This is a genomic window from Nocardioides perillae, assembly GCF_013409425.1.
GTDB lineage: Bacteria > Actinomycetota > Actinomycetes > Propionibacteriales > Nocardioidaceae > Nocardioides > Nocardioides perillae.
This window is the reverse complement of record NZ_JACCAC010000001.1, coordinates 3,327,666-3,345,567: the sequence shown is the minus strand read 5'-3', so window position 1 is coordinate 3,345,567 and position 17,902 is coordinate 3,327,666. Positions and strand designations below refer to the sequence as shown.

The following is a 17,902-nucleotide window of genomic DNA, read 5'->3' as shown; positions in this document are numbered from 1 at the left end:
ACGCTAGCGGTGGCGCGCCACCAGGCGCTCGAAGGCCGCGTCCACCTGCGCCGGGGCGAGGGCTCGGAGCCGGGAGTCGTGGGCGGCGAGCACCACGCGACGTGCGTGCACCTCGCGGCGGTGCGCGGCGCGCTCCGCGAGCACGACCGCGACGACGACGAGCACGCCGAGCGCGGCGGCGAGCAGCAGGTGGGGGTCCGGGGAGGCGGTGCCCAGGCTGGTCATGCCCGGACAACGAGCCACCCCCCGCGCGGGTCACCCGCGGTCTAGTCTCGGCGGGTGAGCACCCGAGGGCCGCAGTGAGCATCCCCGTCGACGTGGCCGACCTGCCGGCCGCGGTGGCCGGCTTCGAGCAGGCCTTCCTGCTCACCACGCCGCGCAACGGCGAGCGCGCCGGACGGGTCAAGGCGGTGAGCGTGGCGCCGGTCGTGGAGGGCGGCCGGGTGCGGCTGCCGGGCCCGGGGCGCGGCACGGTGCTGAACGTGCAGGACAACCCGGAGGCGACGCTGCTCTTCGCGCCTACCGACCCGGCCGCGCACTCGCTGCTGGTCGACGGCCGCGCCGAGGTGGACGGCGACGACGTCGTCCTGGTGGCGACCTCGGCGGTGCTGCACCGCTCCCACGCCTGAAGGCGCGCACACCCGCCGCCGCCCGGTGCCGCCCGCGCCCCGGCAGCACCGCCCCGCGAGGCGACTGACCCTCGTGCGGGGGCTCTGGCATCATGCCCGCATGGAGAACGTGGACCGCAAGGCGCTGGTCGTCGAGGACGACGCCGACATCCGCGAGCTCATCGCGCTGACGCTCACCTCGCAGGGCTTCGAGGTGACCTCGGCCGCCGACGGTCGCGAGGCCGTCGACGCGGCGCGCAGCGCCGACCCCGACCTCATCACCCTCGACCTCGGGCTGCCGGGCTTCGACGGCATCGAGGCCTGCCGGCGCATCCGGGAGTTCAGCGACGCCTACATCGTCATGGTGACCGCCCGCAACGAGGAGGTCGACCGGCTCATCGGCCTCGAGACCGGTGCCGACGACTTCCTGGGCAAGCCCTTCTCGCCGCGCGAGCTGAAGGCCCGCGTCAACGCGATGTTCCGCCGCCCGCGCCGGGGTGCGGCGGTCGCGGCCGACGACGACTCCGAGGTGCTGCGCCACGGCGTCCTCACCGTCGACGTCGACGGGCGGCGCGCGCTGCGCGACGGCGAGGAGCTCGCCCTCACCCGCACCGAGTTCGACCTGCTCACCGAGCTGATGCGCACCCCGGCCCGGGTGTGGAGCCGCGAGGCGCTGCTGCGCTCGGTGTGGGGCAACGAGTGGGTCAACGACACCCACCTCGTCGAGGTCCACATCGGCAACCTGCGCCGCAAGCTCGGCGACGGCAAGGGCGAGACCCGGCTCATCCGCACCGTGCGGGGCGTCGGCTACCGCATGGAAGCCGTCTGAGGCTCACCCGCGCACGTCGAGCGTGCGGTCGGTGGTCCCGCGCGGCCACCGGTCTCGGGGCAGGTGGCCGCGCGGGTCCTCCTCGGCCGGGGCGAGTGGGGCTGACCCGGATCCCGGCACGGGCACCAGTCTCCCCAGCCCGGCTCAAGCCCGGGACCGCCGACTCCGCAACGTCGCCCCCGCGTCGCAGCAGCGCCGGCTCAAGGCCGGCGCGCGCTAGCCTCGCCCGGTGGACGACCGCACCGAGGCGCCGCTGGCCGGCGACGAGCTCGCGACCCTGACAGGCTTCCTCGACCACCAGCGCGACACCCTGCGGCTGAAGGCCGCCGGGCTCGACCACGACCAGCTGCACACCGCGCTGGCCCCGTCGTCGCTGACGCTCGGCGGCCTCCTGCACCACCTCGCCTTCGTCGAGCACTGGTGGACCACCCATGTGCTGCACGGCCTCCCGCTCGCCGAGCCGTGGGCCTCCGCCGACTGGGACGCCGACCGCGACTGGGAGCTCACGACCGCCCCCGACGTCGCCGACGGCGTGCTGCGGCGCCGCTGGGAGGAGGCCGTCGTGGAGTCCCGCGCCCGCGTCGCGGCGGTCGTGGCGGCCGACGGGGCCGCCGCGCTCGACCGGCTCTGCGTCCACGGCCGCCACGACGACCCGGCGCAGCGGGCCAGCCTGCGGTGGGTGCTCGTCCACCTCGTCGAGGAGTACGCCCGCCACCTCGGTCACGCCGACTTCCTGCGCGAGGCGCTCGACGGGACCACCGGGAGCTAGCCGGGCGTGGGCGCCGCGGCACCCGGGCCGGGCTGTTGCGGAGCGGCAGTAGCGTGGCGGCGTGACCGAGGCGAGCACCCCAGCCAGTCGTCCTGCCCCCACCACGCTCGGCGCGCTGCGCGCCTCCGGGCACGAGCAGCGCTCGGTGCGCGAGGAGCTGCGGGCCAACCTGCTGGCCGCGCTCGCCGAGGGCCGCGACCCCTGGCCCGGACTGCACGGCTTCGGCACCACCGTCGTGCCCCAGCTCGAGCGGGCGCTGATCGCGGGCCACGACGTCGTGCTGCTCGGCGAGCGCGGCCAGGGCAAGACCCGGCTGCTGCGCACCCTGGTCGGCCTGCTCGACGAGTGGGTGCCGGCGATCGAGGGCTCGGAGCTGCGCGAGCACCCCTACGAGCCGATCAGCCCGGTCTCGCAGCGGCGCGCCGCCGAGCTCGGCGACGACCTGCCGGTGGTGTGGGTGCACCGCGACGAGCGCTACGCCGAGAAGCTCGCCACGCCGGACACCTCCGTCGCCGACCTCATCGGCGACGTCGACCCGGTCAAGGTGGCCGAGGGCCGCTCGCTCGGCGACCCCGAGACGATCCACTTCGGCCTGGTGCCGCGCAGCCACCGCGGCATCGTGGCGATCAACGAGCTGCCCGACCTGGCCGAGCGCATCCAGGTCGCGATGCTGAACGTGATGGAGGAGCGCGACGTCCAGGTGCGCGGCTACGTGCTGCGGCTACCGCTCGACGTGCTCGTCGTGGCGAGCGCCAACCCCGAGGACTACACCAACCGCGGGCGCATCATCACCCCGCTGAAGGACCGCTTCGGCGCCGAGATCCGCACGCACTACCCGCTCGCGCTCGAGGACGAGGTCGCGGTGATCCGGCAGGAGGCGGCCATGGTCGCCGAGGTGCCCGACGCCCTCGTCGAGGTGCTCGCGCGCTTCACCCGCGCCCTGCGGCAGTCCAGCTCGGTCGACCAGCGCTCCGGGGTCTCGGCCCGCTTCGCCATCGCCGGTGCCGAGACGGTCGCGGCCGCGGCGCTGCACCGCGCGACCACGCAGGGCGAGGAGCGGGCGGTGGCCCGGGTCGTCGACCTCGAGACGGCCGTCGACGTGCTCGGCGGCAAGATCGAGTTCGAGACCGGCGAGGAGGGCCGCGAGCGCCAGGTGCTCGAGCACCTGCTGCGCACCGCCACCGCCGAGACCGTCCGCAGCCGCTTCCGCGGGCTCGACCTCGGCCCGCTGGTCGAGGCGATCGAGGCCGGCGCGAGCGTGACGACGGGCGAGCAGGTCAGCGCCCGCGACCTGCTGGCGGGCCTGCCGCCGCTCCCGCCCACCGGCGCCGGCGAGAGCGACCTGTACGACGCGCTCGCCGCCCGCCTCGACGCCCACGACGAGGGCACCCGGGCGAGTGCGGTCGAGCTCGCCCTCGAAGGCCTCTTCCTGGCCCGCAAGGTCGCCAAGGAGTCCGGCGACGGCGAGACCGTCTATGGCTGACGCGGGCGCGGCCGACGACCGGCGACGCCGGGGGGCGGGCCACCGGTCGCGCTACGGGCGCTACCGCGGCGGCCCCGACCCGCTCGCGCCCCCGGTCGACCTCGCCGAGGCGCTGGACGCCATCGGCGAGGACGTGATGGCCGGCTACAGCCCCGAGCGCGCGATGCGCGAGCACCTGCGCCGCGGTGGCCGCGACCACGTCGGTCTCGACGAGCTGGCCCGCAGGGTCGCGGAGAAGCGCCGCGACCTCGCCCAGCGCCACCGCCTCGACGGCACCCTGCAGGAGGTGCAGGAGCTCCTCGAGACCGCCGTGCGGCAGGAGCGCGGACAGCTGGCGCGCGACGTCGAGATGGACGACGGCGACCGGGCCTTCCGCGAGCTCCGGCTCGACGCGCTGCCACCCAGCCCGGCCGCCGCGGTGAGCGAGCTGGCGTCCTACGACTGGGCCTCGAGCGAGGCCCGCGAGACCTTCGAGCAGATCAAGGACCTGCTGGGCCGCGAGGCGCTCGACCAGCGTTTCGCCGGGATGAAGCAGGCGCTCGAGGGCGCCACCGACGAGGACCGCGCCGCCGTGCAGCAGATGCTCGCCGACCTCAACGACCTGCTGGAGAAGCACGGGCGGGGTGAGGACACCCCCGAGGACTTCGAGCGGTTCATGGACCGCCACGGCGACTTCTTCCCGGAGCGGCCCGGCGACGTCGACGAGCTGCTGGACGCGCTCGCCCAGCGCGCCGCCGCCGCGCAGCGGATGCTCAACTCGATGAGCGCCGAGCAGCGTCGCGAGCTCGCCGAGCTGTCGGCGCAGGCCTTCGGCAGCCCGGCGCTGCAGGAGCAGCTGGCCCGCCTCGACGGTCAGCTGCAGGCCCTGCGCCCGGGCGAGGACTGGTCGGGCTCCGAGCGGATGCAGGGCGAGGAGGGCCTCGGCCTCGGCGACGGCACCGGTGTCTTCCAGGACCTCGCCGACCTCGACGCCCTCGCCGAGCAGCTCAGCCAGTCCTACGGCGGGGCGCGCATGGACGACGTCGACCTCGACGCCCTCGCCCGGCAGCTGGGGGAGGACTCCGCGGTCGAGGCGCGCCGGCTCGCCGAGCTCGAGCGGGCGCTGCGCGACTCGGGCTACCTCCAGCGCGCCAGCGACGGCACCACCCGGCTCTCGCCGAAGGCGATGCGCCAGCTCGGGAAGGCGCTGCTGCGCGACGTCGCCACCCGGATGTCGGGGCGCCAGGGTGCCCGCGACATCCGCCGCGCCGGCGCCTCCGGGGAGCTGACGGGGGCGAGCCGCGAGTGGCAGTTCGGCGACACCGAGCCCTGGGACGTCACCCGCAGCATCACCAACGCCGTCGTGCGCTCCGCCGGCGAGCCGGGCGGCCTGCGACGCGACCCCGTCACCGGGCGCCCGTCGGTGCGCCTCGACATCCGCGACGTCGAGGTCTCCGAGACCGAGGCCCGCACGCAGGCGTGCGTGGCGCTGCTCGTCGACACCTCCTTCTCGATGGCGATGGACGGCCGGTGGGTGCCGATGAAGCGCACCGCCCTGGCGCTGCACACGCTGATCAGCACCCGCTTCCGCGGCGACGCGCTGCAGCTCGTCGGCTTCGGCCGCCACGCGCAGGTGATGGACGTCGAGGAGCTCACCGGGCTGGAGCCCGTCTGGGACAAGGGCACCAACCTCCACCACGCCCTGCTGCTGGCCAACCGCCACTTCCGCAAGCACCCGAACGCCCAGCCGGTGCTGCTCGTCGTCACCGACGGCGAGCCCACCGCCCACCTCGAGCCCGACGGCGAGGTGCTCTTCGACTACCCGCCGCACCCGCTCACGATCGCGCTCTCGGTGCGCGAGCTGGACGCCGCCGGTCGGCTCGGCGCGCAGACGACCTTCTTCCGCTTGGGGGAGGACCCCGGCCTCGCGCGGTTCGTCGAGCAGATGGCCCGCCGGGTCGAGGGCCACGTGGTCGCCCCCGAGCTCGACGACCTCGGCGCGGCCGTGGTCGGCAGCTACCTCGGCTCCCGCGGGCGCGGCGGGCCCGGCGGCGCCGGCGGTGGGCCCGCCGGCGGCGGCTACGGCGACCTCTTCGGTCGCTGGGGCGGTGGTGGTCGCGGCTGGTGGGCAGGCTGAGGCCGGCCCCGCACGTGTCGGACCCGGCCGACGGGGCATGATGCTGCCGACCGCCGCGCGGCGGAGACTCGGGGGAGCACCGTGCACGACCAGACGCACTCGTTCCAGCCCGGCCAGCCCGGCCAGCCCAGCTGGCCGGCGCACGTCGCGGGCCGCACCGGGGCGGCGATCCGCTCCGGCGCCGTGCCGGCCGCTCGCCGCCTGCTCGAGGAGACCCGAGGCGCCGACGAGCGGCAGGTCGCGGTCACCCGCGTCGCGCTCGGCCGCCTGCTGCAGGAGGACGGGCGGCGCGGCCTGAGCCACCCGACCGACCCGCGGTTGCTGCGTCCGGGCGTCGGTGGCTCGGTGGCCGGCGTGCTCGTCGCCGGGACCTTCACCGCCGTCCCGGTCGTGGCCCTCACCGCGATGGGGGTCGGACCGTTCGCGGCCGACGAGCCGGTGCTCGCCGACCCGGCGGCGCCGCTCGGCCTCGACGCGGACTGGTCCATGGGCGCCGGCGTCGAGGAGACCGGCGGTGCCGGCGACCTCGTGACCTGGGTGTTCGGCGCCTTCGCCGTGCTCGGGCTGCTGCTCCTCCTCGCCGCGCTGGCGGGGCTCGCCGGTCGGGTGCGCGCGCTGCTGGTCGGGGCTCGCCTCGAGCGGCAGGGGCGCGCGGCGCTGGCAGCGCTCCCCGGCGGTGCTGTCGCGGCGGGGGAGGACGACGCGGTCGTCGAGGCGCTCTACCCCCGCTTCGCCGGCATGCTGACGTGGACGTTGCCGCGCCGGCGCGGCAGCACGCTCCACGACCACGACCCCGTCGACCGACCGGCCGCTGGCTAGGGTCGGACCGCACGCAGCGCCGTACGCCCTCGAGGAGGAGCCCCCGTGATCTTCATCTGCGTCAAGTGGAAGGTGAAGCCCGAGCACGCCGACGACTGGGTCGAGCTGACCCGGGAGTTCACCGAGGCCACGCGGGCCGAGGAGGGCAACCTGTTCTTCGAGTGGTCGCGCAGCGTCGACGACCCCCACGAGTACGTCCTGATCGAGGCCTTCCGCGACGACGCGGCCGAGGCCCACGTGACGTCGGCGCACTTCCGCAAGGCGCAGGCCGAGCTGCCGCAGTACGTCGCGGAGACGCCGAGGATCCGCAACGTGCTGCTGGAGGGCGACCACTGGGACGAGCTGGGCGAGTTCCAGGTCGGCTGACCTGACGCTCCCGGCCGTCAGCGCGCGAGCTCGGCGGCCATCCTCTCGACGAGCGCCGTGAGGCCTGACAGCGGGCGCACCAGCACGGTGAAGTCGCGGATCAGGCCGTCGGCGCCCCACTCCACGACGTCGGTGCCGTGCACCTCGCGGTCGCCGAGCAGCGCGGTGAACTCCAGCACCGCGCCGGTCTCGCGTCGCCACTCCCGGTGGTAGGTGATCGACGGGCCGAGCACGCGCAGCGCCGCGGTGAGGTAGGCCGTGACGAGCGCGCCGCCCTCCTGCGGGCGGTGGACCGCAGGTGAGCGGAAGACCGCGTCGGGGTGGACCTGCGCCGCGAGCGCCGCGGGGTCGGGATCGGCGACGAGGGCGTGCCAGCGCGCGAGGCAGGCGTCGAGGTCGGGCGAGTCGCTCACGGGTGCAGGATCGCAGAGAGCTCCTCGACCCCGCCGACGAGGCCGGGGCCGGGACGCACCCAGTGGGCATCGGCGTCGACGGCCGCCACGGGCACGCCGGCCGGCAGCACGCCGCGCTCGACGAGGTCGTCGGCCAAGGCGCGCGCCTGGGCGAGGTCGTAGCCGCACGGGGCGACCACCACGACGTCGGGCCGGGCCGCGGCCACGTCGTCGAAGGTGGTCGGCCGCGAGCGCTCGCCCGGCCAGCCGAGCACGCACGCGCCGCCGGCCAGCTCGACCATCTCGGGGATCCAGTGACCGGGCCCGAAGGGCGGGTCGGTCCACTCCAGGACGACCACGCGCGGGCGCGGGCGGCCGGCCACCCGGCGCACCACGGCGTCGAGGCGGGCCCGCAGGTCGAGCACGAGCGCGGCGGCCGCGTCCTCGCGGCCGATGGCCCGGCCGACCGTGGCGACCGTGTCGAGCACGTCGTCGAGCGTGCGGGGGTCGAGGGTCAGCACGTCGGCGTCGGTGCCGAGGTGGGCGAGCGCCTCGCCGACCGTGCCGGCGTCGACGGCGCAGACGGCGCAGAGGTCCTGGGTGATGACGAGGTCGGCGTCGAGGTCGGCCAGCGCGTCGGTGTGCAGGCGGTAGAGGTCCTCGCCGGCCGCCGCGGCAGCCGAGACGCGGGCGTCGATCTCGGCCGGCGCGAGCCCCTCGGGCAGGGTCGTGGACGACACCACCCGCGGGTCGAGGCCGGCAGGCACGTCGCACTCGAAGGTGACGCCGACGAGCGCGTCGCCCGCTCCCAGCGCGGTCAGCACGTCGGTGGCCGACGGCAGCAGCGACACGACCCGCTGCGCCGGGGGTCGACGTGCGTCGGTGGGCTCGGTCGCGGGCCGGGTCACGACGCGTCCGCGAAGCCCGGCAGCGACTCCTCCATGATCTGCCGGAAGGGCGCCTCCGCGCCGAGCTGGCAGAGCACGCCGATGCCGCCGAGCCAGGTGCGGTGGATCAGGAGGTAGGACGGCGGCAGGTTGAGCTTGATCGCGATCGTGTAGCCCTCGGAGCGGGGGTCGTTGATGCGCTGGAACTGCTCGCGGATCCACTCCCGGCTGAAGCGGAAGCGCTCGACGCGGGTGGGCTCGACGAAGGGGGCGAGGTAGTCGAGGACGAGGTCGGGGTCGAGGTTGATGCGCTCCTTGACGAAGCCCTCGCGGCGCAGCCCGGCCATCAGCCCGGCGCTGTCCTCCTCGGAGGCGACGCGGATGAGCCGGCCCATCGCGTCGGGCAGCCGGCCCTCCGGCAGCCGCGCGACGGCGCCGTAGTCGAGGACGCCCATGCGGCCCGGCTCCCCGCCGGGCCCGGGCAGCACGCGGAAGTTGCCGGGGTGGGGGTCGGCGTGGAGCAGGCCGGTGCGGCGCGGGCCCTCGAAGAGGAAGCGGACGTAGAGCTCGCCGTAGTGGTCGCGCTCTTCCTGCGTGCCGTCGCGGATGACGGCGGCGAGCGAGGAGGGGCTCTCCAGCCACTCGGTGACGAGCACCGTCTCGCCGACCGCGACGACGTCGGGCACGGCGATGTGGGGGTCGTCGCGGAAGGCCTCGGCGAAGGTGCGCTGCGCCTCGGCCTCGAGGCGGTAGTCGAGCTCCTCCTCGGTGCGGGCCTGCATCTCGGCGACCAGCGGCTTGATCTCGACGCCGGGGAAGGCCGGCCCGATCGTGCGCGCGAGGCGGATCAGCTGCTTGAGGTCGGAGCGCAGGGCGTCGCCGGCGCCGGGGTACTGCACCTTGACCGCGACCTCGCGGCCGTCGTGCCAGCGGCCCTTGTGCACCTGGCCGATGGAGGCCGACGCGGTGGGCCCGCCGTCGAGCCACACCAACCGCTCCTGCCAGTCGGCGCCGAGCTCGGCCGCGAGGATCGAGCGCACGGTGCTGGTCGGCATCGGCGGGGCGGAGTCCTGCAGCCGGGTCAGCTGCTCGCGGTAGGGACCGGCCATCTCCTCGGGCAGCACCGACTCGAAGACCGACAACGCCTGGCCGAGCTTCATCGCACCACCCTTGAGCTCGCCGAGGGTGCGGAAGAGCTGCTCCGCGGTGCGCTGCTGGATCTCGCTCATCACCGCCTCGCCCGGGCGCCCGGCGAGGCGCTTGCCCAGCCCCACGGCGTTGCGGCCGGCGTAGCCCAGCGGCAGCGCCGCGAGCCGGGCGGTGCGGGCTGCTGCCTTGCGCGGGAGCTCGGTCACACCCCCCATCATCGCGGGCGGGGCAAGGGGTCACCCTTCCGGGCCGCCAGGTCTCTGGGAGGCTGGGGCCATGGCAGACCAGCCGGCACCGGGTGCGGTGCGCGTGCGGCGCGCGACACCCGCGGACCGCGACGCGATCCGCCGCGTCGGCCACGCCGCGTGGCCTGCCACCTACGCCTTCGCGGGCGAGGCCTACGTGCGCGACGGCCTCGAGCGGCTGTGGTCGGTCGAGGCCGTCGAGGAGAGCCTCGCGCAGACGACGTACGTCGTGGCGGAGGTCGCCGACGAGCAGGGCTGGCTGGTCGTGGGCACCGGCAACGTCGACCTGGCTCCGGAGGTGCCGGTCATCTGGCGGCTCTACGTGCGCCCCGACCACCAGGCCGACGGCCTCGGCGGGCAGGTCCTGCAGGCGCTCTTGGCCGTGGTGCCTCCGGGGCGTCGGGTGCGTCTGGAGTACGTCGACGGCAACCTCCGCGCCGCCACCTTCTACGCTCGCCACGGCTTCCGCGAGGCCGCCCGCGAACCCGGCCGCCGCGAGGGCTGGCCCGACTCCGTCTGGATGGAGCGCGAGGTCTGACCGCAGCGCCCCCCGCTGGTCGAGCATCGAGCGTGTCGAGACCCGGTGACGGGCCCACCGACCTGTTCCACCGCTGGTCGAGCATCGAGCGTTGACGAGCGTGTCGAGACCCGGTGACCCGCCCACCGACGTGGTGCTCGGCTGGTCGAGGAGGCCCGCTCGGGCCGTCTCGAGACCCACATCCCGTGCACAGGCCGGCGCCCCGGATCTGTTGTCCACAGCCGGATCCACGCCGCCGGTGACTGTCGGTGGTGGCTGCTTGACTCCTCTCATGACCACCAGCCCGGCACCCGAGCTCGACACCGCGATCGCGGTGCTCGATCATGCCGGCGCGCTGGTCGCCGACGCCCGCGTGGTCGACGCGGAGCTGATGCGGGCTGCGTGTGCGTGGGCGGACCTGCACCCCGCCGACGCCCTCGATGCGGCGACGGTGGCCGGTACCTATGGCGACACCGCACTCAAGATTGCCGGTGCCTATGGGCCGGGGGTGACGGAGTTCGCGGTGGCGGAGTTCGCGTCCCGGCTGGGGCGGTCCACAGCCTCGGGTGCCGCCTACCTCGGCCAAGCACTCGTGTGCCGCCACCTCCTGCCCCGGTTGTGGGACGCGGTGCAGGCGCATCGGGTGGACGGGTGGCGTGCCCGATTGGTTGCGCGGATGGTGCTCGGCAGAGACCTGACCCCTGAGGCAGCCGGGTGGGTGGACCGCCACGTGGCACCGGTGGCGCAGACCATCGGTGTCACCGCGCTGGAGCGGCTGGTCGCGGAAGCGTTGGCGCGGTTCATGCCCGATGAGGCGGAGCTGGCCCGGGCCGAGGCCCGCGAGCAGCGGCGGTTCGAGGTGCACCTCGACGGTCGTCCCGGCGATGACTTGACGGGGACGGTGGACGCGAGCGGGTGTTTCGACCTGCCCGACGGGATCGCCATCCACGACGCCGTCACGGAGGAGAAGCAGCGGCTGCGTGCCCTGGGTGCCACGGCTGAGCCGGGACCGTTGTCGGCGCAGGCGCTGCTGAACCTCGTGGTCCGTGGCTCTGACGGCGCGTCCGCGCAGGGCACCCTCGAGCTGGTGACCGCGGGCGGGGGTCGAGCAGCGAGCCCTGGCGAGCGTGTCGAGACCCCCGAGACTCCTGCGGGTCGGTCGTCGCCGCGGCAGCGACGGAGGTATCTGCTGCACCTGCACCTGTCCGACGCGGTGCTGCGCACCTCGATGTTTCCCGGTCGTCTGGCTGCCGGGGACGGGGCGGTGGGTCGGGTGGAGGAGACCCGGGCACCGGTGTCGGCGACCGCGATCCGCGACTGGCTCACCACCGCCGGCATCGACGGGGTGGCGCCGCACGTCACGGTGCTGCCCGTGATCGACCTCGCGGAAGCGGTGCACACCGAGGCCTACGAGGTGCCACGCCGCCTGGCCCACCAGACGGCTCTGACCCACCTGGCGTGCGTGTTCCCGTGGTGCGGACGCGCCGCCCGCAGGTGCGACCACGACCACGCCGTCCCCTTCGACCCTGCCGTCCCGGATGCGGGTGGGCCGACCTGCTCGTGCAACATCGCGCCGCTGTGCCGGCCGCACCACCGGTTGAAGACCCACGGCCACGCCGCCACCCACTGGACCCTCACACCCGCAGGCGCCGGCGCCTGGCTCTGGCGGTCACCGCACGGGGCGCACTACCTGCGCGACCACACCGGCACCCGACCACTCGACGGGCCACTCGACGGACCCCTCGCGCATGACACCGGACCACCCGACGCCGGGCCGTCCCGTGATGCTGCTCCGCCGCACGAGGCCGACACCGGTCCACCCGCACCCGCGGACTGACGCGCTGCTCGAACCTCACGGTGGTCTCGACACGGGCCTGGCGGCCCTGCTCGACCAACGAAGGCGGCGTGCCACGGGCTCCTTGGTCTAGCACGCGACGACAGCCCGCACTCCACCCCCGGGGTGACGGGCTCCTAGTGCTGCCTGGCCCCCTCGGGCCCCTCGGTGCGGGGGTCTCGACACGGGCCTGGCGGCCCCTGCTCGACCACCGGGCGGTGGCATCGGCCCTGCGCGACCACCGGACAAGGCCGCTCCACGGCTTCGAGGATCAGGTGGCGCCCAGCGAACCAGCCCCGGCAGACCGACCGTCCCCCTCCAGGAACCGCACCGGCACCCCGCGGGAGCGGGCGTGGGCGATCTCGCGGCGGGTGCTCTCCCCGACGTGGCCGCCCACGTCGACCACGAGGACCTCGTCGGCGGTCGCGACACGTGCGAGGTGCGCGCGGCCCAGCCGGGCGCGATTGTCGGCTCCGAGCTCCGCACCCGGCTCGAGGAAGGTCGGCAACAGCACCGTGTGCCCGGCGCGCGTCAGCTCGGCTGCGACCCGGACGAAGGTGTCCCGGAAGCGCACCGAACCGCACAGCACCACGGTGCGGGGCCCACCACGAGGCACACCAGGGCGCCCACCAGGGGGCCCACCGCCGGCGCTGTGCGGCTCGTCGACGCTCACCATGCGGAGGTCGGTCTCGGTCGCTTCGACGTCAGGCCGTCTCGGGGAAGCGCACGCCGGTGTTGGCGTGGCAGCGGTAGCCGAACGGGTTCTTCGCGAGGTACTGCTGGCGGAAGTGAGGTTCCAACGTAGTACGTTCCCCTCATGGATGGTCAGGTCCGTCGTGTCGCGCTGTACGCCCGTCTGTCTGTCTCGACCGAAGAGTCCGTGTCGATCGACCGACAGTTCGAGGCAGGTCGACAGTACGCCCGATCCCGCGGCTGGGAGATTGTCGACGAGAAGAAGGACGAGGGCGTGAGTGCGACCAAGCACCGGCCCGAGGACCGTCCGGGCTGGCGGTCGTTGCTTGACTCGCCGCAGCCCATCGATGCCGTGATCGTCTGGAAGGTCGACCGCCTGGCGCGCAACGTACTCGACTTCCTTCACGCCGACGAGATGCTTCGGGGTCGGGGCGCTGGCCTGGTAGCCGTCGAGGACCCGATCGACATGACCGACCCCCAGGGTCGCGCCTTCGCGACAATGATGGCGGTCTTCGCGGAGATGGAGGCCGCGGCGATCTCGGCCCGTGTTCGCGCCTCCCGGGCGGCGCTCATGAAAGCGGGGCGTCGTACGGGGGGGCGGCCACCCTTCGGCTGGCGGAACCGCAACGCCTCGCCGGAGCCCGGGTACGTCCTCGAGAAGGACCCCGACCGCGTCGAGGTCGTCGAAGTCCTCGTGGATCGAGCCCTTGCGGGCGCGAGTCTCTACTCGTTGACCAAGTGGCTCACCGAGACCGGGGTGCCAACCCGACCACGCCGCCCCGCGGGAGGCGGGCTGGAGGCCGACCAGCAGCATGCGAACTGGCACGACGCGTCGGTCGAAGCCATCCTCCGTTCACCGGTGCTCGCGGGCATGACCCCCGTCCGGGGCGATGTACTCCGCGGGGACGACGGGCTGCCCGTAGTCGACACCGATGTGGCCATCATCAGCGTCGAGGAGCGCCGCCAACTCCTCGCCATGTTGGACCGGGCCAAGCAGCCGGGTTCTCGGCCACGGGCGGGCAGGGACGTGGCTCTGCTCTACGGCATCGTCCGCTGCGCTTCCTGCGGGGGGCTGATGTACCGCGCGACCGCCGCCTCGAAGTACCACCAGTACAGGTGCCAGCAGAAGGGATGCCCCCGACCTGTGGGCATCAACCGCCCCAGCCTGGAACAACACGTCGTCGATGTTGTGCTCGCGGAGCGGGGGGAGGAGCGGGGAGTGACGGTCACCGTCGCCTCCGCCGGCCCCGATCGAACGCTGCTCGAGAACATTCAGGCGGAGATCAGGTTGACCTTGGACCTGATGCAGGAGGACGGCGCGGACCTAGCCTCTTTGACCGAACGGCTGCGAGCCCAGAAGCAGGCGCGCGCGGACGCAGAGGCGGGTGTGAAGACGGAGCCCACCTACCGCGTGTCCTCCTCCACCTTGCGCGAGGACTGGGCGCGCGCAGGGGACACCGAGGCGCGCCGCCAACTGCTCCTGGGGCAGGTCGAGGCGGTACGCATCTCGCACACTGAACGGCGCGGCCGCGGCTTGGACGCCAGCCGAGTCGAGGTCGTCTGGCGCGAGATGTCCGAGGACCTGCGAGCGCGGCGCGATGAGCAGCTCGCCGCACTCGCTCGCATCGGCTTCCGCCCCGGCAGGGGGCCTCGATCCCCCTCGAAAACGCCCTGATCCCTCGTCGCACGGCACGAGGGCCCGGCGGGGGCAATCTCGACGGGGGCGGGCGGGGCGCCGAACTTGCGGTGCAACCGATGCCGGATCACCTCGAGCAGGTAGGACTGCCGCTGGTCGGCGTGCTGCCGGCGGCGCTGATGGGCGACACCGGCGGCCCCGAGCTCGACGACGATGTCTCGCGGGTCGCGGTACTCCGAGACCCAGCCCGCTCGGCCGAGCTGCCGGGCGAGGCCGTGGTGGGCGAGGAGCGTGAGGTCGTCGCGCACCTGCCGGGGACTCTTGCTGACCCTCTGCGCGACGGCGGCGGTCGGGGCGGGGTCGCCCGCGGCCGAACACTCGTGCAGCGCGAGGTAGACCTGGCGCACCCGCTGACCCAGGGCCTCGGCGTACCAGACCTCGTTCCCGACCTCGCGGGCCAGGTCGGCGGCGGTTGCGGCGGTCGGTGACGCAGTAGGCCTCCTCACGCCCCCCTTGACAGGGGAGGGGCCTACTGCGTCACGCACCGCCGCGTCCCACTGCTCCGGGGGGTTCAGCCGGTACCGCCGGGCCCGGGCGCCCTTGCCGGCATCGGCCACCTCGAGCATGCCGACCTCCACGGCCTTGGCCAGCCCCCGCCTCGCGCTTGCCTCGGAGAGCGCGGTCCTCTCGGCCAGTGCTCGCGTGCTCGTGCCCACCAGGCGCTGCCGGTGCTGCTCGGCCATGACGGGCAAGACGACGGCCACAGGGCCGAGCGGGGCGGCCAGGGACGCCAGGTCGCGCTCCCTCCAGGCGGCGATGACGGCCTGGTCGTCGACCTGGCCCTGGTACGCCGCGGGGTTCTCGGCGAGCCACTGCACCGCCTTCTTGTGCGAGCGGGTGAGGGCGGCGTCGCGGCCTCGCGGGGACTTCTCGGCCAGGTGTTGCGCCGCGGCGTCGTCGGCAGGCAGTGCGGCGAGGAAGGCTCGCAGCCGGTTGAGGTCGCCACCACCGGCCACCACCTCAGTCGCGTACCGCTGGAGCTGTGCCGAGCGGTCCGCGAGCACCACCTCGCTATGGCCGTCGGTCGTCGCCCGAGGGCGCCGCAGGGGGGCACGCATGTCGCTGGGGAGAGCGAGGGCGTCGATGAAGTCGTTGAGATCGGCCGCGCCCGGGGTGTCGGACCGGTCGCGGCGGAGGCGAGCAAGGGCCTCGGCGGGGTCGCCGACCACCTCGGAGCGTCCCCCGCGCCGGTGAGGTGCGCCGGGTGGCCTGATGCCTGAGCGCACGCTGCTCATGCAGGAGGGGTCCAAGCTGGTCAACCCGAGTGCGCGCAGCCTGGTGACCATGAGACGCCCGCTCTCGACGGGGAGGCCATAGCCCGCGATGCTGAGCAGCACGTGGCGCCCACCGGTCGGACCGCTGCGAGCAAGAACCGCGGGCATACCAGCATCAGCGAAGAGGTCCATCACGATGCCGGCGTGGCGGTCGGCGTCACCGGGCTCGCCGCGCTTGGCGTCGAAGTCGAGCGCCACCGTGGTGAAGCGGCCGTTTGCGTTGCCGATGGCCACCATGTAGGGCCGCTCCGCCGCCTCCAGCGACCAAGGCTGCGCCGAGCCATCGACCTCGTTGTCCTTAGTCAGGTGCAGCACCCGCATGCCGCGGCCCGAGATGGCGGCCACCATCCTGGTGCGGAGGTCGTGCTGGTCGAGGAGGCCCCCAGGCCGACTCATCGGCCGGCTACTGCCCTCGGGCAGCGCGCCGTACTTGAGCGTAGGAGCCGACGGGCCGCTCGTCCGACGAGAGACGGGGAGCACGCTCGGCCGGTGGACAGTACGGACCGGCAGGTGCGGATGGGCAGGGCGGGGGCAACGGTTGGTGGGCGGCACCGGCGGAGTACGCCAGGGTCCAGTGGCTTGCGTCCTGGGGTGACGTTGCGCCCCGCTGAGCCCGCGACGTTGCTCGGCTCAACAGGCAAGGTGCAGGGGTGGAAACCCCCCTCGAGCCGTGCACGACGGCGAGGGACTGTAGTTGTTGGACCGCTGGCGGGTGTCCCGCGCGCGCAGTGGGTCCGGCACCGCCCCGGCAAGACCCGGCGAGCCCAGGGGACCCGGGGCGTCGACCCCTCGACGAGGAGGAGCGTGCGGCGGCGCGAACACTGGGGCTACTGTTGGTGGCGCTGAGGCAGGAGCGTGGCCTCGCCCAGGGCCACGTCGCCGCGCGTGCCGGACTCGCCGCCCGGAGTCTTCGTCGCCTCGAGCGCGGGGAGCGGCGCACGCGGGTATCCACCCTTACCCGGATCGCATCGGCGATCGACGACTCCGATCCCGGCCTGCCCGGCCTGCTGGTCCAGGTCGCGGGCGCTGCCTTGGCGCCGGAGTCTCTGTACGCGGCCCGCGTCGACCATCGCCGTCGCCGCCGCCGCGCGGCGGCGAGCAAGTTGTTCATCACGGAGCAGGTCGTGACCCGCACGACCACTCCAGGAGGTGTCGTCGAGGTCACCGTTCGACGCCGTCGCCTGAGTCGCAGCAGGGTGGTCGAGTCGTCGAAGACGCATCTCCTCCCGTCCGAGGACGCGCCGCCCGGCATGATGGCCCCATGACCCGCGACGACTACCTAGATGCGGCGCGCATCTTGGACCTAGTCGCGGGCGAGGTCGAGGCCGGGTCCATCGAGGCCAACGCCCGAGACTCGCGGTACCTCCGGGGCGCCGCAGCAGGGCTGCGTGCCGCTGGCGAGGCGAGGCGCGACGAGGCGCCCTGGTCCCCGAAGTATCTCCCCGGCCCCACTCCACGGTGACGCCTGAAGATCGAACACCTAGCGTCGTCGGCGCGGAGGGGTCGGCAACTCGACGCGCGCGGTGCGGGAGGTCGGCCGTCGGTACCCGCCTGCGGCCTGCACCGATGACACCCGCCAGCACGCGCCACCGCGCACGGTCGGCACCTGTTCCTCGTTCAGGGCGTCCGCGATGGTCTGCCAGGTCTCACCCGCCTCGCGGGCCGCGGCGATCCGACGAGCGAGACTGGGGTTGGAGTCGCGCACCGAGCCGCGGCTGATCCGCTCGCCCTTGTCGCGCTTTACCGCGGCGGCCGCTCGAGTCCGGTCGCTGATCTGCTCGCGTTCCCACTCGCCGACTGATGCCATGATGCGCGCCACCAAGCGGCCGGTGCTGGTCGACGTGTCCAAGCCGAGGTCGAGGGCAACAATGCTGGCTCCCACCCGCTCGCCCCACTCCAGCAAGTCGGCGAGCCCGACCAGGGACCTGGTCAGGCGATCGAGCTTGGCGACGGCGATCGTCTCCGCCTCGCCGGCGGCGACACGGGCGACGGCGTCCAGCAACCCCTTCCGGTCGAGACTCTTGGCGCTGCGACCCTCGTCGACCACGAGGTCCACCAAGTCCCAGCCTTCTCGCGCAGCGGCCTGGCGCAACGTCTGCTCCTGCGCCTCCAGACCTAGCCCGCTACGAGCCTGGTCGTCGGTGCTGACCCTGATGTACCCGATCACCCGCACTGGTTCATCTTGACGGACGCCCGCTTCTTACGCAACCGAACAGTTGCGTAGG

17 protein-coding genes are annotated in these 17,902 nt (G+C 74.1%); 11 read left to right on the top strand and 6 right to left on the bottom strand.

Annotated elements, in window-relative coordinates; all coding sequences use genetic code 11:
* Positions 1-3 precede the first annotated feature (3 nt).
* Positions 4-225 carry a hypothetical protein gene (locus tag BJ989_RS15760; protein ID WP_179519017.1) on the bottom strand — a complete coding sequence of 74 codons (222 nt, stop codon included), beginning with the start codon at positions 223-225 and terminating at the stop codon, positions 4-6.
* 74 nt (positions 226-299) lie between these two features.
* Here BJ989_RS15760 and BJ989_RS15755 point away from each other — a divergent pair, with 74 nt between their 5' ends.
* The 7 genes from BJ989_RS15755 to BJ989_RS15725 all read left to right on the top strand — a co-directional run bounded on the left by BJ989_RS15755 (position 300) and on the right by BJ989_RS15725 (position 6,990).
* Positions 300-629, top strand: coding sequence for a pyridoxamine 5'-phosphate oxidase (locus tag BJ989_RS15755; protein ID WP_179519016.1), 330 nt, complete (start codon positions 300-302; stop codon positions 627-629).
* A 100-nt stretch (positions 630-729) separates the two neighbouring features.
* Positions 730-1,437 (top strand): response regulator transcription factor, encoded by a 708-nt coding sequence (locus tag BJ989_RS15750; RefSeq protein ID WP_179519015.1) that lies wholly within the window; start codon positions 730-732, stop codon positions 1,435-1,437.
* A gap of 229 nt (positions 1,438-1,666) precedes the next feature.
* Positions 1,667-2,206: a mycothiol transferase gene (locus tag BJ989_RS15745; RefSeq protein WP_179519014.1), complete on the top strand. Its 540-nt coding sequence runs from the start codon at positions 1,667-1,669 to the stop codon at positions 2,204-2,206.
* 61 nt (positions 2,207-2,267) lie between these two features.
* A complete protein-coding gene (locus BJ989_RS15740; protein WP_179519013.1) occupies positions 2,268-3,689 on the top strand; it encodes a MoxR family ATPase in 1,422 nt (473 codons plus the stop codon).
* Positions 3,682-5,805, top strand: coding sequence for a vWA domain-containing protein (locus tag BJ989_RS15735; RefSeq protein WP_179519012.1), 2,124 nt, complete (start codon positions 3,682-3,684; stop codon positions 5,803-5,805). The genes BJ989_RS15740 and BJ989_RS15735 overlap by 8 nt, the downstream gene beginning before the upstream one ends.
* Before the next feature lie 81 nt (positions 5,806-5,886).
* On the top strand, positions 5,887-6,624 hold the full coding sequence (locus tag BJ989_RS15730) for a hypothetical protein (RefSeq protein WP_179519011.1): 738 nt from the start codon (positions 5,887-5,889) through the stop codon (positions 6,622-6,624).
* A gap of 45 nt (positions 6,625-6,669) precedes the next feature.
* Complete coding sequence (locus BJ989_RS15725) at positions 6,670-6,990, top strand: antibiotic biosynthesis monooxygenase (RefSeq protein ID WP_179519010.1); 321 nt, start codon at positions 6,670-6,672, stop codon at positions 6,988-6,990.
* 17 nt (positions 6,991-7,007) lie between these two features.
* On the opposite strand, the gene BJ989_RS15720 is transcribed toward BJ989_RS15725, so the two are convergent.
* The 3 genes from BJ989_RS15720 to BJ989_RS15710 are packed head-to-tail and all read right to left on the bottom strand — an operon-like array spanning position 7,008 to position 9,633.
* Positions 7,008-7,403: a nuclear transport factor 2 family protein gene (locus BJ989_RS15720; RefSeq protein ID WP_179519009.1), complete on the bottom strand. Its 396-nt coding sequence runs from the start codon at positions 7,401-7,403 to the stop codon at positions 7,008-7,010.
* A complete protein-coding gene (locus BJ989_RS15715) occupies positions 7,400-8,290 on the bottom strand; it encodes an ABC transporter substrate-binding protein (protein WP_179519008.1) in 891 nt (296 codons plus the stop codon). Before BJ989_RS15715 ends, BJ989_RS15720 begins: the two co-directional genes overlap by 4 nt.
* Entirely contained in the window at positions 8,287-9,633 is a 1,347-nt protein-coding gene (locus tag BJ989_RS15710) for an ABC1 kinase family protein (RefSeq protein ID WP_218849559.1), read from the bottom strand. The genes BJ989_RS15715 and BJ989_RS15710 overlap by 4 nt, the downstream gene beginning before the upstream one ends.
* 61 nt (positions 9,634-9,694) lie before the next feature.
* On the opposite strand from BJ989_RS15710, the gene BJ989_RS15705 reads away from it, so the two are divergent.
* Complete coding sequence (locus tag BJ989_RS15705; protein ID WP_179519006.1) at positions 9,695-10,201, top strand: GNAT family N-acetyltransferase; 507 nt, start codon at positions 9,695-9,697, stop codon at positions 10,199-10,201.
* Between the two features lie 271 nt (positions 10,202-10,472).
* Positions 10,473-12,017 (top strand): HNH endonuclease signature motif containing protein, encoded by a 1,545-nt coding sequence (locus tag BJ989_RS15700; protein WP_179519005.1) that lies wholly within the window; start codon positions 10,473-10,475, stop codon positions 12,015-12,017.
* A gap of 268 nt (positions 12,018-12,285) precedes the next feature.
* On the opposite strand, the gene BJ989_RS15695 is transcribed toward BJ989_RS15700, so the two are convergent.
* Positions 12,286-12,588: a DUF4406 domain-containing protein gene (locus tag BJ989_RS15695; protein WP_218848849.1), complete on the bottom strand. Its 303-nt coding sequence runs from the start codon at positions 12,586-12,588 to the stop codon at positions 12,286-12,288.
* Between the two features lie 243 nt (positions 12,589-12,831).
* On the opposite strand from BJ989_RS15695, the gene BJ989_RS15690 reads away from it, so the two are divergent.
* Positions 12,832-14,382: a recombinase family protein gene (locus tag BJ989_RS15690; protein WP_179519003.1), complete on the top strand. Its 1,551-nt coding sequence runs from the start codon at positions 12,832-12,834 to the stop codon at positions 14,380-14,382.
* Positions 14,383-16,327: 1,945 nt separating this feature from the next.
* Complete coding sequence (locus BJ989_RS15685; protein ID WP_343049425.1) at positions 16,328-16,942, top strand: helix-turn-helix domain-containing protein; 615 nt, start codon at positions 16,328-16,330, stop codon at positions 16,940-16,942.
* Positions 16,943-17,157: 215 nt separating this feature from the next.
* Here the strand turns inward: BJ989_RS15685 and BJ989_RS15680 are convergent, their stop codons facing one another.
* Positions 17,158-17,844 carry a recombinase family protein gene (locus BJ989_RS15680; protein ID WP_179519001.1) on the bottom strand — a complete coding sequence of 229 codons (687 nt, stop codon included), beginning with the start codon at positions 17,842-17,844 and terminating at the stop codon, positions 17,158-17,160.
* Positions 17,845-17,902: the final 58 nt, after the last annotated feature.